Source organism: Streptomyces sp. NPDC001513 (genome assembly GCF_042894695.1).
GTDB lineage: Bacteria > Actinomycetota > Actinomycetes > Streptomycetales > Streptomycetaceae > Streptomyces.
Genome location: NZ_JBIAVU010000021.1, coordinates 57,366 through 71,788, shown reverse-complemented (window position 1 = coordinate 71,788; position 14,423 = coordinate 57,366). Strand labels below are relative to the sequence as shown.

9 protein-coding genes are annotated in these 14,423 nt (G+C 72.1%); 7 read left to right on the top strand and 2 right to left on the bottom strand.

Annotated features, from left to right (window positions below; translation table 11 throughout):
* Positions 1 to 183: 183 nt before the first annotated feature.
* Both ACFYZ4_RS36195 and ACFYZ4_RS36190 read right to left on the bottom strand, forming a co-directional pair.
* Positions 184 to 1,842 (bottom strand): amidohydrolase, encoded by a 1,659-nt coding sequence (locus ACFYZ4_RS36195; RefSeq protein ID WP_390785968.1) that lies wholly within the window; start codon positions 1,840 to 1,842, stop codon positions 184 to 186.
* A gap of 73 nt (positions 1,843 to 1,915) precedes the next feature.
* On the bottom strand, positions 1,916 to 3,307 hold the full coding sequence (locus tag ACFYZ4_RS36190) for a purine-cytosine permease family protein (RefSeq protein WP_390785967.1): 1,392 nt from the start codon (positions 3,305 to 3,307) through the stop codon (positions 1,916 to 1,918).
* 133 nt (positions 3,308 to 3,440) lie between these two features.
* Between ACFYZ4_RS36190 and ACFYZ4_RS36185 the strand changes: the two genes are divergently transcribed.
* The 7 genes from ACFYZ4_RS36185 to fxsT all read left to right on the top strand — a co-directional run bounded on the left by ACFYZ4_RS36185 (position 3,441) and on the right by fxsT (position 14,388).
* Positions 3,441 to 4,043, top strand: a complete 603-nt coding sequence (locus tag ACFYZ4_RS36185; RefSeq protein ID WP_351294603.1) for a TetR/AcrR family transcriptional regulator — start codon at positions 3,441 to 3,443, stop codon at positions 4,041 to 4,043.
* Between the two features lie 365 nt (positions 4,044 to 4,408).
* The gene (locus tag ACFYZ4_RS36180) at positions 4,409 to 5,311 is read left to right on the top strand and encodes an alpha/beta hydrolase (protein ID WP_351294599.1); all 903 of its coding nucleotides are present in this window, start codon (positions 4,409 to 4,411) and stop codon (positions 5,309 to 5,311) included.
* Between the two features lie 370 nt (positions 5,312 to 5,681).
* Complete coding sequence (gene fxsA, locus ACFYZ4_RS36175; RefSeq protein ID WP_351294596.1) at positions 5,682 to 5,846, top strand: FxSxx-COOH cyclophane-containing RiPP peptide; 165 nt, start codon at positions 5,682 to 5,684, stop codon at positions 5,844 to 5,846.
* 29 nt (positions 5,847 to 5,875) lie between these two features.
* On the top strand, positions 5,876 to 8,128 hold the full coding sequence (gene fxsBH / locus ACFYZ4_RS36170) for a radical SAM/SPASM protein FxsBH, inactivated beta-hydroxylase extension form (protein ID WP_384350755.1): 2,253 nt from the start codon (positions 5,876 to 5,878) through the stop codon (positions 8,126 to 8,128).
* A 98-nt stretch (positions 8,129 to 8,226) separates the two neighbouring features.
* Positions 8,227 to 8,961: an aminoglycoside N(3)-acetyltransferase gene (locus ACFYZ4_RS36165; protein ID WP_384350764.1), complete on the top strand. Its 735-nt coding sequence runs from the start codon at positions 8,227 to 8,229 to the stop codon at positions 8,959 to 8,961.
* Positions 8,962 to 9,038: 77 nt separating this feature from the next.
* Positions 9,039 to 10,412: a TIR-like protein FxsC gene (locus ACFYZ4_RS36160; RefSeq protein ID WP_390785966.1), complete on the top strand. Its 1,374-nt coding sequence runs from the start codon at positions 9,039 to 9,041 to the stop codon at positions 10,410 to 10,412.
* Positions 10,396 to 14,388, top strand: a complete 3,993-nt coding sequence (fxsT, locus tag ACFYZ4_RS36155; RefSeq protein ID WP_390785965.1) for an FxSxx-COOH system tetratricopeptide repeat protein — start codon at positions 10,396 to 10,398, stop codon at positions 14,386 to 14,388. Before ACFYZ4_RS36160 ends, fxsT begins: the two co-directional genes overlap by 17 nt.
* The last annotated feature ends 35 nt before the right edge of the window (positions 14,389 to 14,423 follow it).

Genomic DNA, 14,423 nt, shown 5'->3' with positions numbered 1-14,423 from the left:
GGGAGGGTCCGGGGCGGAGCCCCGATCCCTGAGCCGCACCGACCTGCGGCGCCGCGCCACTCCAGCCTCCGCCGCACCAACTTAAGCCTCGCCGGCGTTGAGGCGCGGGTTCTGGGGCGGAGCCCCGGAAGCGGCGCCGCGCCCGGAGGCGGCGGGATCCCCGGGCGGGAGCCGAACGGCGGGTCAGGCCGTTCCGTGGACCACCTCGCCCGCCACCACCACCGTTTCGGCCACCGTGCCCGGGATTTCTTCGGCCGGGACGGTGAGGATGTCGCGGGAGAGGATCACGAAGTCCGCGGCCTTGCCCACCGTGAGGGAACCGCGCTCCCCGTCCAGGAAGTTGGCGTGGGCGGAGCCCATCGTGTAGCCGTGCACCGCCGTCGCCACGTCCACCGTCTCGGCCGGCTGCCAGGCCGGCCCCGCGCCGGAGAGCGGGCGGCGCGTCACCGCCGTGTAGATGCCGACCATCGGGTCCATCTCCGCCACGTTCCAGTCGCTGGAGAAGGCGAGGACCGCCCCGGCCTCGTGCAGGCTCCGCATCGGCCACGCCTTGTGCCAGCGGTCCTCGCCCACGTTCTCCGCCCAGTCCTGGCCGGGTCCGGCGATCTCCGGTGCGCAGTGCCTCGGCTGCATGCACGCGACCACGCCCAGCTCCGCGAAGCGCGGGACGTCCGCCGGGTCCAGGCACTCCACGTGGACCACCTGGTGGCGGGCGTCGCGCGGGCCGTTGGCCGACCGGGCGTGCTCCACCGCGTCCAGGACGGTCCGGATGCCCCGGTCACCGGTGGCGTGGACGAAGCACTGGAAGCCGCGCGCGTCCAGCCTCGCCAGCAGCTCGGCGAACTCCTCGGCCGGGTAGAAGGTCTCGCCCCGGTGGTGGCCGCAGCCCGCGTACGGCTCCAGCAGGGCGGCCGTGCGCGGTTCCACCACGTCGTCGATGTAGAGCTTGAGCGGGCCGACCCGCAGCCGCTCCCCCGCGTACGTGCGGGCGGCCGCCGCGAAGGCGTCGAGTTCCTCCTCGGTGGTGCCCCGCGGGTGGAACAGGGCGGCGACGATCCGCGAGCGCAGCCGGCCCTCCGCCCGGGCCCGCTCGTAGAGGGCGAGGTCGTCGAGGGAGTTCTGCGGCTCCACCACCGTGGTGATGCCGAAGCCGATCGCGTCGTCGAGGCTCTTGGCGAGCCGCCCGTACTGCCGGTCCGGCGAGGCCCACGGGACGCCCAGGTCGCGCAGCGCCCGGTGGCCGTCGCGCGAGAGCCCCTTGATGGCGAAGTCCTTGACGAATCCGGTGGGTTCGCCGGTCTGCGGGTCCACCGCCGCCGTGCCGAAGGGGAGGTCCGTGTGGTCGCGCGAGACGCCCAGCCGCCGCATGGCCGCCGTGTTCAGCCAGGCCGTGTGCACGTCGTACGAGAGCACGATCGCGGGGGTGTCCCCGGTGACGGGGTCCAGGTCGGCGGCGCACGGCATGCGGCCGTCCGGGATCGCGGAGTAGTCGAAGGCTTCGGCCTCGATCCACTCCGCGTCCGGGTTGGCCTCCCGCCAGGCCAGGATCCGCTCGTGGATGCCCTCCAGGGTCCGCACCCCGGCGAGCTGCACGCAGGCGTCGTCCGAGCCGAGCCGGACGTGGTTGTGCGCGTCGATGAAGCCGGGGAGCACGAGCTTGCCGCCCGCGTCGATCCGCTCGGTGTCCGGGCCGGCCCAGGCGGCGGCCTCGTGGTCCGGGCCGAGCCAGACGATCCGGCCGTCGTACACGGCGAGGGCCTCGGCCTCGGGCAGGTCCGGGTCCACGGTGTGGATGCGGGCTCCGGTGAGCAGCAGGTCGGCGGGGAAGGGGTGGCGTGCCATGTGAGGGTGCTCCATTGCATGTGACGTGTCGTACGGGCGGCCGGGCGGCGGGGCAGCCGAGTGGGGCGGCCGGTCAGGCGGCCGGGGCGTACGCCGGTGCCCGGCGCCGGGTGAGGGCCCAGTAGGTGAGCCCGGAGACGACCGACCCGAGGAGGGTGAGGTCGGCGCCGCCGAGCGGGGCCACCAGCGGCCCGGTCCACAGTTCGGAGTCGCAGGTCAGGGCGGCGAAGGCCATGCCGGCGAGCAGGGCGGCCAGGGCGGCCGGGTGGTAGCCGGACCGGTACCAGTAGGCGCCGGTGCTGCCCGCGTGCAGCGCGTCGGAGTCGTAGCGGCAGCGGCGCAGCAGCATGTCGGCGAGGAAGACTCCGCCCCAGGGGGCGAAGACGATGATCAGGAGGGAGAGGAAGGAGAGCAGGGAGGTGGTGAAGTCGGTGAGGAAGAGGGCGGCCAGTGAGCCGACGGCGGTGACGGCGGCGCTGATGACGATGGCGCGGGCGCGGCTCCACGGGATGCCGAGGACCTGGAGGTTCAGGCTGGAGGAGTAGAGCGTGATGATCGAGTTGGTGACGGAGCCGCCGAGTACGAGGGCCAGGAACAGCGGCTGGAACCAGCCGGGCAGCAGGCTCTCGGCTCCCGCGACCGCGTCGGTCATGTCGGTCTGGGTGGCGGCGGCGACGCCGGCGACGCCGAGGGCCACGGAGGAGACGAAGCCGCCGAGGGCGCCCATCCACGTGATGGACCGCAGCGAGGTGGTCCGGGGCAGGTAGCGGGTGTAGTCGGCGGGCATCGGCACGTACGAGAAGGGCCCGGCGAACATGACCACGAAGGCGAGGCTCCAGCCGGACAGCCCGGGGGCGGTGGCCGCGGCGGCGGTGTCGGCGCCGGGCAGGACGAAGAGGAGCAGGACGCCGAAGCCGGCGGCGAGGACGTAGGCCATCCAGCGTTCGGCGAACTGCACGGTGGCGTGTCCCCACATGGCGACGGCGAAGGTCAGCGCGAGGGTGACGAGGAGTGCGACGGCGCGGCCGGCCGTGCCGCCCTGCCAGCCGATCTCGGCGAAGAAGACCTCCAGGGCGAGGGTGCCGACCACGGTGTTGACGATGGTGTAGCCGATGCTCACCACCCAGTTGAGGACGCCGGCGGGGAAGTTGCCGCGGATGCCGAAGGCGGCGCGGGAGATGACCAGGGTGGCGGTGCCGGTGCGGATGCCGCTGAGCCCGGCGGCGCTGATGGCGAAGAAGGACAGTCCGCCGATCACGACCACGGCGGTGGCCTGCCAGAAGGAGAGCCCGAAGGCGACGGCGAGGGCGCCGTTGATCACGTAGGTGAAGGTGAGGTTGGAGCCGAACCAGAGCCAGAAGAGGTCCTTGGCGCTGCCGTGGCGTTCGGCGTCGGGGATGGGGTCGATGCCGTGCGTCTCGACCCGGAACACCTCATCGACGTCGACTGTCTCCTGCTGTGCCATGTACGCCCCTGATCTTGAACACCGTTCTAATTTCTTGAATGGCATTCAAGATGCGGGCTGGACCTCGACCCCGTCAAGACCCTGTCCGGGATAAGGTCGCCCCACGAAGATCCGGAGGGCGGGGGCGGGAGCGGTGGCGGGAGCAGCACGGCGGCGCGACGGGCGGATCGCCCAGGAGCGGATGCTGGAAGAGGCCATGGCGGCGATCGCGGAGGACGGCCTCGCGGCGCTCACCATGTCGGCCCTGGCCGAGCGGCTCGGCACCAGCGGCGGCCACATCCTGTACTACTTCGGCAGCAAGGACCGGCTCCTGCTCGAAGCCCTGCGCTGGAGCGAGGAGCAGCTCACCGGCGCGCGCCGGGCCCTGCTGGGCCGCCGGGTGACGGCCGCGCGCAAGCTCGACCAGTACCTGGAGCTCTACCTCCCCGAGGGCCCTCGTGACCCGCGCTGGACGCTCTGGATCGAGCTGTGGGCCCGTACCGCCTCCAACGAGCCGCTGAAGGCGGCGCAGGAGGAGATCGACGAGAGCTGGCAGCAGGACCTGGAGGCGCTCCTCACCAAGGGCGTGGAGCAGGGCCGCTTCGCCCCCCTGGACGTTCCCGAGCGGGCCTCGGAGCTGCTCGCCCTCCTGGACGGCCTGAGCACCCGGGTGGTGCTGGGCCAGCGCGGCGCGGACCGGGCCCGGGCCCTGCGACAGGCGCGCTCGGCGGCGGCCCTGCTGATCCCGGCCCCCTAGGTCCGGTCGGGCCCGGCGCATCCGACCGCTTCAATTTCGGACCGGACCGGACTGGACCGCGACCGATTTTTTCCCGACGCCTCAGTCCGATGTCGAAATTCGACGCGCAAAAGCGGAAGCATCCGCGCCGAAAAAGCCCTTTCCTGTCAGACCGAAGGGCCGTTCATACCCATTCACGCCTGTTCACGCCCGTTCACACCCCCGCGGCCTCCTTCTTGACCTGGGCATATACCAGAGGACCAAAGGCCGCCGGGCATTTGTGAAGGCTTTCACAATAATTTCGCACGAAGTGCGCCCTACCGCGCTCCTCCCCCAGCGAGCACAATCTCCGTGACGACTCGCACCGATCGCGAAGGAGGGAGCGCGTGCGCAATCAGGTGCGCACAGCGGACGGACGCGCTCTGACCGTGGAGCGCTGGGGAGATCCGGACGGCAAACCCGTCTTCCTGCTCCACGGAATGCCCGGCAGCCGTCTGGGTCCCGCCCCCCGGGGCATGGTCCTCTACCAACGCCGCATGCAGCTCATCGCCTACGACAGACCCGGCTACGGCGGCTCCGACCGCCATGTGGGCCGCACCGTCGCCGACGTGGCCCACGACGTGGCCGCCATAGCCGACGCCCTCGGTCTGGACACCTTCGCGGTGGCCGGCCGCTCCGGCGGCGCCGCCGGAGCCCTCGCCTGCGCCGCCCTGCTCCCGGACCGGGTGACCCGGACCGCGGCGATGGTCGGCCTGGCCCCCCGGGACGCGGAGGACCTGGACTGGTTCGCCGGGATGGCCGCGTCGAACGTCAAGGAGTACACCACCGCCACCACCGACCCCGAGGAGCTGGCGGCCCGGCTGATCCCCCGCGCCGACGGCATCCGCAAGGACCCCGGCCGGCTGCTGGACGAGTTGCGCCGGGAGCTCACCGACAACGACCGCATGATCGTCTCGGATGCGGGCCTGCGGTCGATGCTGCTGCGGAACTACCGTGAGGGGCTGCGCCATTCGGCGTACGGCTGGATCGACGACGTCCTCGCCTTCAGCCGCCCCTGGGGCTTCGACCCGGCCGACATCCGCTGTCCGGTGCTGATCTGGCACGGGGAGCTCGACGTGTTCTCCCCCGTGGGCCATTCCCGCTGGCTGGCCAACCGCATCCCGGGGGCCACGACCGCCATCGAGCCGGCCGCCGCGCACTTCGCGGCCTTCCGCGCGCTGCCCGACGCACTGAACTGGCTGCTGCGCGACCTGCCCATCCCACCCCTCAGCGAACAGCAGTCGGCCTAGGGGGTGTTCCGGACAGCAGGGGGATCAGGGGCGGCGTGGTGGGCGGCGCGGTCGTACGGCCAACCCGCCGAGGCGGGTCCGCCCAGGTCAGCGCCGGGTTGCGGCGCCCTCGCACCCCGGGCGGACCCGGGTGCGGGCCCCGGCCCGATCCCGGTCCGGGTCCGCCGCCGGAAGAAAAGGATCTTGCCGTCCGGCGAACGGCCGAATAAGCCACGTCGAGAAATGCCCCGGGCTTGCCATAGAACGGTTGACCAGGCGTCATGTCTCGGTTGCCAATGGGGTGTGGCCGAGTAAAGTCCACGCTTGACGGCAGCATGTCGCTGTTGTCATTCACATGCCCATTCCACATGGCTTCCCCAAGGACGGTGTCGTGAACACTTCCGCAACCCCCGCGACCAGCACGGTCAAGGCCCACCGGCTCCCGCTCGGCAAGATCGACGTCCACACCGCGTCCGCGGCGACGACGCTCGGTCGCGTTCTGCCGGCTGAATCCGGTCGTCCGGTTCAGGCACCGATCTTCAACTCCGCGCTCTGACACCGAAGTAAGCGCTCTAGACTGGTGGAATGACCGGCCTGATCGCATTTCGCGAGATCGTCCTGAAAGTTCACAGCAGATGCGATCTTGCTTGTGATCATTGCTATGTCTACGAACACGCAGATCAGAGCTGGCGAGCCCGGCCGAAAGTGATCTCCCCCGAGGTAATTTCGCATACCGCGTCGCGGCTCGCCGAACATGCCCGTGACCATGCACTCCCCTCCGTCACGGTGATTCTCCATGGAGGGGAACCCCTGTTGGCGGGAACGGCCCGGCTCCGCCTCGTGTGCGAGGAGTTCAGCCGGGCGCTCAGCGGAACCGCCGACCTCGACCTGCGGATCCACACCAACGGACTGCAGCTCAGCACCCGTTACCTCGACCTCTTCGACGAGTTCGGCGTCCGGGTCGGCATCTCCCTCGACGGGGACCGCGCCGCCAACGACCGCCACCGCCGCTTCGCGGACGGCCGTACGAGCCACCCGCTGGTCCTCGCGGCCGTCGCGCTGCTCCGCTCGGAGCCCTACCGCCACTTGTACCAGGGTCTGCTCTGCACCGTGGACGTGGCCAACGACCCCGTGGCCGTCCTGGACGCGCTCGTCGAACTCGACCCGCCCCGCGTGGACTTCCTCCTGCCGCACGCCACCTGGGAGACCCCTCCGGTCCGCCCCGACGACGCCCCCGACGCGTACGCGCGCTGGCTCCTGCGGATCTTCGACCACTGGGAGCGCCTCGGCCGCCCGGTGCCCGTACGGCTCTTCGAGTCCCTGTTCTCCACCCTGCGCGGCGGCCCCAGCCTGACCGAGTCGCTCGGCCTCGCGCCCACGGACCTCGTCGTCGTCGAGACCGACGGGACCCTGGAGCAGGTGGACTCCCTCAAGAGCGCCTTCGAGGGGGCCGCCGCCACCGGGTTCAACGTCTTCGACCACGCGTTGGACCAGGTCGCGGCCCATCCCGGGGTCCGTGCCCGGCAGCTGGGCCTCGCGGGCGTCAGCGACTCGTGCCGCCGGTGCCCCGTCGTACGTTCGTGCGGCGGCGGGCTCTACACCCACCGTTACCGCGACCGGAACGGCTTCGACAACCCCTCCGTCTACTGCACCGACCTGCGCGAGCTCGTGGACGGGGTCGAGGGCCGCACGGCCCTGCGCGAGAGCGCACCGCAGCTCTCCGATCCGGCCGAACTCGCCCGCTCCCAGGCGGAGCTGACCCGGATCCTGCTGGCCCGGCTCCACGCGGACCTCGGCGCCGAGCCCGACTGGGCGCGCGCCTGGCAGCTGCTGACCGCCGTGGAGCAGGCCGGGGAGGCGGGCGCGGACGCGCTGGACGCCGTACTGGACCACCCCTTCACCCGGACCTGGGTGCTGGCGGCCCTGGACGCCGCCCGCGAGGGCCGGCAGGACGGTCCGGAGGCGGCGCGCCGGCTGACCGCGCTGGCCGTCGCGGCCGTCCTGCGCGGCGGGCTGGACCTGCCGGCCGAGGTGGTCTACCGGGACGGCGAGGTGTACCTGCCGACGCTGGGGCTGCTGCGGCTCGGCGAGCCCGGCACGGAGGGCCGGGCCGCGCTGCACGTCACCGACGAGGGGTACGCCGTACGGGACGGGCGCGCCGAGCACCGCTTCGGGCCCGCCGCGGGCGACGCGCGCTGGCAGCCGGTGCGCACCTGGTCGCCGGGGCCGGACGCGGCCCCGGTGGCGCTGGAGGACCTCGACCCGTACCGCAACTGCTTCCCCCGCCCGCCCCGGCTCCGGCTCGGCACCGGCGAGGCCGAGGAGTGGCGGCACCGGCTGGACCGGGCGTGGGCGCTGCTGCACAAGGCGGTGCCCGGGTTCGCCCGGGCGGCGGCGGACGGGCTGACCACCCTGACCCCGCTGGCGGGCGGCCCGCGGTCCGGCGGCTGGGGCGAGGCGGGCCGGCACGGTCCGGGAGCGCTCGGGGTGCCGTACGCGGCGGGGGTGCGGGAGACCGCGCTCGCGCTGCTGACCGGGCGGCGGCGGACCCGGCTGCGGGCCCTGACCGAGGTGGCCGACCTGTATGCGCTGGACGGGGAGTGGCAGCACCCCTCGCCGTGGCGGGAGCGGCCGGTCCCGGTGTCGCGGCTGCTGGCCGACGTGCACGAGCGGGTGGCGGTGGAGGCGTACCGGCGGGCCACCGCGGCGGCCGAGCCGGGCGGCGCGGACCGCATCCACCGGGCCCTGGACCGCCTCTCGGAGGCGGCCGAGCTGACCGTCACCGGCAAGCGGCTCGTCGCGGAGCTCCGCTACGAACTCAAGGCGGTCGACGCGTGAGCGCGCCGCCCCGGTCCCCGTCCCCCGTCGGCCCGGGCCGGGCCGACGGCACGCTCCGGCTGGCCGTGCAGCTGCGGCTGCTCGGGGTCCGCCCCGGGATGCGGCTCCTGGTGCACGCCGGCCTCGGCGGGACCGGGCTGCGCGCCGAGCAGCTGCGCGACGCCCTGACGGGGGTCCTCGGCCCGCGCGGCACCCTGGTGGTGCCCGCGTTCACCCCGGAGAACTCCAAGACCTCCAGCGCCCATCTGGAGCGGATCGCCGGTCTGGACGAGTCCGGGGTGCGGGCGTTCCGGGAGCGGATGCCCCCCTTCGATCCGGCGAGCAGCCCGAGCCAGGGCATGGGCTCCCTCGCCGAGGCCGTCCGCACCGCGCCGGGCGCCGCGCGCAGCTCCCACCCGCAGACTTCCTTCGCCGCCCTCGGCGCGGACGCGGAGCGGCTCTGTTCCGGGCACCGCACCGAAAGCCACCTGGGGGAGGAGTCACCGCTGGGGAAGTTGTGCTGGGAGGGCGGTCAGGTACTCATGATCAATGTGGGGTTTTCGGTCTGCACGGCTTTCCATCTCGCGGAGTATCGAATTCCGAAGCCCCCCTTGCGCATGTACGAGTGTGTGGTGAAGGTGAACCTTCCGGAGCGGCGAGGAAGTCGGCGGGAGGGGGCGTGGACCGCCTACGAGGACGTCGCGCTCGACGACGGGGATTTCGCGGCGATCGGCAGGGCGTTCCCGGATTCCCGGGTGCGCAGGGGGCGGGTGGGAGGGGCGGCGACCATGCTCTTCTCCCTCCCGGAGGCCGTTGATCACGCCCTGGAGTGGATGACCGAAAACCGACGCTGATTGACTGAACGATGAGGGGATGTGGCGAAGCAGCTCCGGAATGATGTTTCTTCGCTCGCAGCTTCGGGACGGGGGGCGTGTTGCCCGCATCAGTGCACCCATATTTTTTTCTCAGTTATGCGCACACACCGAGATTCGGGGCCGGGGGGCCCGACCCCGACATGTGGGTGGAGCGCCTCTTCCGCGATCTCTGCGGCCATGTCATGGCGCTGACGGACCTGCCCGCCGGCGCCGAGGCCGGCTTCATGGACCGGGAGATACGCAGCGGCGAGGGCTGGTCGGAACGGCTCGGCGCGGCGCTGGCCACCTGCCGGGTCTTCGTCCCCCTGTTCTCGCCGCGGTACTTCGCCAGTGAGATGTGCGGGAAGGAGTGGTTCGCCTTCGCGCACCGCGCGATCCAGCACGGCGCGGCGAGCAACGAGCGCGCCGAGGCCATCGTGCCCGCGTTGTGGGTGCCGGTCCCGCCTTCCCAACTGCCCGGCCCCGCCGAGCGGTTGCAGTTCAACCACAACACCTTCGGCGAGCGCTACGTCACCGACGGGCTGTACGGGCTGATCAAACTGCGCGGATACGCCGAGCAGTACGAGCGGGCCGTGTACGAACTGGCCCGGCGCATCGTCCGGGTCGCCGAGACCGTCCGTCTCGATCCCGTCCGCCCGATGGACTACCGGGTGGTGCCCAGCGCCTTCGGCCCCTCCGGCACTGCCGGCGGCGCCGGCGGCGGCCCCGCCCGCACCCTCCACGTGACCGTGGCGGCCGGCTCCCGGCACGATCTGCCGGACGGCCGGAGCCCGGAGTACTACGGGGAGAGCGCCCTGGACTGGAACCCGTACCATCCGGTGTCCCAGCGGCCGATCGCGTACGTCGCCGAGGACGTGATCAAGAACCTCAACTACCAGACCACCATGTCCTCCTTCGACGACGAGGCCGGTCATTTCGACAGCAAGCAGCCGCCGACCCGGCCGGAGATCCTGATCGTCGACCGCTGGGTGGTGGAGGACGAGCACCGCCGCCAGCGCCTGGCCGCCTTCGACCAGGAGTCCCGCCCGTGGATCAACGTGGTCGTGCCGTGGAACCGCTACGACCACCAGAGCCGGGCGAAAGAGGCCGAGCTGGCCCGGCGGCTGGAGGAGACCCTGCCCGTGAAGATGAGCCAGGGCCGGGCCGCCTGCCGGGCCGCCGCCAACGGCGTGGCCAACATGGAGACCCTCGGACAGATCCTGCCCCAGGTGGTCGAGGCCGCCGCCCAGCAGTTCCTCAGACACGCCCAGGTGTACCTGCCGGCCGGCAACACCCACACCGAACGTCCGCGGCTGATCGGGCCGATGGGGATGAGCGAGCCGCCCGCACCGCCGCCGGCTCCCTTCCCGCCCGACACGTACGACGCCCACATCGACGGCAACGACAGCAACGACACCGACCGGGGGGACGCGGATGACAGCGAGTCGTGACAGCAGGGACACCCGTGACGGACGCATCGTCACCTTCTACTCGTACAAGGGCGGCACGGGCCGCACCATGGCGCTCGCCAACACCGCCTGGATCCTCGCGGCCAACGGCAAGCGGGTCCTCGCCGTGGACTGGGACCTGGAGGCCCCGGGCCTGCACCGCTTCTTCCACCCCTTCCTGGACCCCTCCACGCTCGGGGCCACCACCGGGGTCATCGACCTGATCAGCGAATACGCCTGGGCCGCGACCAGCCCGGTGCAGCGCGCCGACGACTGGCACAAGGACTACGCGCGGATACAGCCGCACGCCGTCTCGCTCACCCCGGAGACCCTCGGCTGGGAGTTCCCGGACGGCGGCACCCTGGACTTCGTCTCCGCGGGCCGGCAGAACCGCGAGTACTCCGCGACCGTCTCCACCTTCGACTGGGACAACTTCTACGACCGCCTCGGCGGCGGCCTCTTCTTCGACGCCTTACGTGCCGACATGAAGAAGAACTACGACTACGTCCTGATCGACAGCCGCACCGGCCTGTCCGACATCGCGGACATCTGCACCGTGCACCTCCCCGACGTCCTCGTCGACTGCTTCACCCTCTCCGACCAGTCCATCGACGGCGCCGCGTCCGTGGCCCGCCAGATCGACGAGCGGTTCAACGACCGCGGCATCAAGATCTACCCCGTCCCGATGCGCATCGACGAGGGCGAGAAGGAGAAGGCCGACGCGGGCCGGGCACTGGCCCGGATCAAGTTCGACCGCTTCCCCAACGGCCTCGTCGGGGACGAGCTCACCTCCTACTGGGGCGCGGTGGAGATCCCGTACCGGCCCTACTACGCCTACGAGGAGACCCTGGCCACCTTCGGCGACGAGGCCGGGCTCACCAACTCCCTCCTCTCCGCCTTCGAGCGGCTCACCACCGTGGTCACCGAGGGCGAGATCACCTCCATGCCGGCCATCGGCGAGGAGGTCCGTCTGCGGATCAGGGACGCCTTCACCCGGCGCCGGCCGGCGCTGCCCGCCGACCTGTTCCTCTCCTACGTCGCCGAGAACCGGATGTGGGCCGACTGGATCGAGTCGGTGCTCACCCGGGCCGGCTTCCGGGTCGTGCCCAAGGACGTCTCCGCGGAGCGGGCCCCGGTGACCGCCGGCTCCGGGGACACCCTCGGCGGCGGAACGGGCATCAGCATCGACACCGCCGCCCGGACCGTGGTGCTGCTCTCCACGGCCTACCTGAAGTCCGCCCGGGCCGTGGACGTGTGGGAGCGGGCGGCCGCCGAGGACCCGACCGGGGGCCGGCGCCAGCTGGTCCCGCTGAGGGTGGGCGACGTACGGCTCTCCACCCCCTACATCGACCGCAACCCGGTGGACCTCTTCCGGCTCGACGAGGTGCACGCCACCACCGCCCTGCTGCGTGCGGTGGAGCGGCCCATGGCCCTGCCCGACACCGCCAACAGCGCCTCCCAGCCCGGCCCCCGCTTCCCGGGGACGGTCCCGAAGATCTGGAACGCGCCGCCCCGCAACCCCGGGTTCACCGGGCGCAGCATCGTGCTGGAGCGGATGCGCGACCAGCTCGGCGGCGGCATGGCCGTGGTGCTGCCGCAGCCGCAGACCCTGTTCGGGCTCGGCGGCGTCGGCAAGACCCAGGTGGCGCTGGAGTACGTGCACCGGTTCATGGCCGACTACGACCTGGTGTGGTGGATCTCCTCGGAGCAGACCGACGACGTGGTCGCGGCCCTCGCCGAGCTGGCCGTCCGCCTCGGTGCGCAGACCGGCGAGGACATGGCGGCCGCCTCCCAGGAGGCGATCGACCTGCTGCGGCGCGGGGTGCCCTCCTCGCGCTGGCTGCTCGTCTTCGACAACGCGGACGATCCGGAGACGCTCAAGCGGTTCTTCCCGCCGGGCGGCCCGGGCCACGTGCTGGTGACCTCCCGCAACCAGTCCTGGTCGCAGTACGGGGACGCCCTCCCGGTGGACGTCTTCCTGCGCGAGGAGTCCATCGAGCACCTCCAGCGCCGGGCCCCGGGGCTCAGCAAGGACGACGCCGAGCAGGTGGCGGTGGCGGTGGGCGACCTGCCGCTGGCGGTCGAGCAGGCGGGGGCCTGGATCGCGGAGACCGCGACCCCAGTGGCCGCGTACATCGAGCAGCTGGCCCAGCAGGCCGCGAGCGTGCTGGCCCTGAACCAGCCGCCCGGCTATCCGGAGCCGGTGGCCGCCACCTGGAACATCTCCATAGAGCGGCTGCAGTCCCGCTCCCCGGCCGCGGTCCGGCTGCTCCAGCTGTGCGCCTTCCTCGCGCCCGAGCCGATCTCCGCGAACCTGCTCTACAGCAAGGAGATGATCGACGCCCTCAAGCCCTACGACTCCTCGCTCCAGGAGAAGCTGGTGCTCGGCCGGGTGATCCGGGAGATCGGCCGGTTCGCGCTGGCCAAGGTCGACCAGGTCAGCAACAGCATCCAGGTGCACCGGCTGGTGCAGGCGGTGATCCGGGCCCAGCTGACCGAGGAGGAGCAGCGGGAGGCCCGGCACGCCGTCCACCGGATCCTGGCCGGTGCCCGGCCGGACGACGACGAGCCGATCGACAACCCGGAGACGTGGCCGCGGTTCAACACCATCTGGTCGCACCTGACCCCGTCCGAGGCCCGGTTCTGCAAGGAGCCGGAGACCCGCCGGCTGCTGATCGACCGGGTGCGCTACCTGTGGAAGCGCGGCGACTTCAAGGCCGCGTACTCGCTCGGCGAGGAACTGCGGGAGTCCTGGAAGGAGATGCTGGGCAACGACGACCTGCAGTACCTGTACCTGCGCTTCCACCTGTCGAACATCCTGCGTTCGCAGGGCCGGTTCGTGGAGGCGAAGGAGCTGGACGAGGTCACGCTGGAGCGCCAGCGGGCGGTGCTGGGTCCCTCGCACCCGCACACGTACATGACCATGAGCGGTCTCGCCAACACCCTGGGCGCGCTCGGCGACTACGCGCAGGCGATGGAGCTGGCGACGGACGCCCACGAGGGCTTCAGCCAGATCTTCCACGAGGCGCACCCGCGCACGCTGGCCGCCGCGAACAACCTGGCGCTGAACCTGCGGCTGGTGGGCCAGTACACCCGGGCCCGCGAGATCGACCAGGAGGTGCACGACCTGCGCACGGAGGTGCTCGGGCCGGAGCACCCGTACACCCTGTCCTCCGCGCAGAACCTGGCCCGCGACCTGCGCGAGGTGGGCCGGTACGAGGACTCGGTGCAGCTGCTCAGCCGGACGTACGAGACCTACAAGCGGACGCTGGGGCGGGCCTTCCCCGGCACCCTGTCGGCCGCGAAGAACCTGGCGGTGTCGCTGCGCCGGGCGGGCCAGCTGGAGGACGCGCTCCGGCTGACCACGGCCACCCGGGCCCGCTACCGGGCCAAGTACACCTCGGTCAACCCGGACCTGCTGTCCTGCGAGCTGAACCTGGCCTCGGACCTCTTCGCGACCGGGGACCCGGGCGGGGCGCGGGACCTGGCGCAGGAGGTGGTGGACGAGTACATCAAGGTGCCGGGCGAGCGGCACCCGTACACGCTGGCGGCCGTCAACAACCTGGCGGTCTTCCACTGGGGCACGGGCGCGGCGGAGACGGCGGAGACGATGCTGCGGCAGACGATCCGGCTGATGCGGGACGTCCTGGGCGACAACCACCCGCACACGGTCTTCGCCCACCTCAACCTGGCCAACACCCGGGCCGACCTGGGCGATCCGGAGGGCGCCCTGGAGCTGGAGCGGCTCGCGGTGATGCGGCTGCGCGAGGCGCTCGGCGGGCACCATCCCGAGACCCTGGCGGCCGGCTCCAACATGGCGGTCAGCCTGGACTCGCTGGGCCGCAAGGAGGAGGCGGCCCGGCTGCGGGCGGAGGCGGTGGCGGAGCTGACCCGGCTCCTCGGCGAGGACCACAGCCTGACCCGGTACGCCCGTGACGAGCGGCGGATCCACCGCGATCTGGAGCCTCTCGCCGTGTGATTCCACGGAGGGCGGCGGGGGCCCCGCGACCGAGG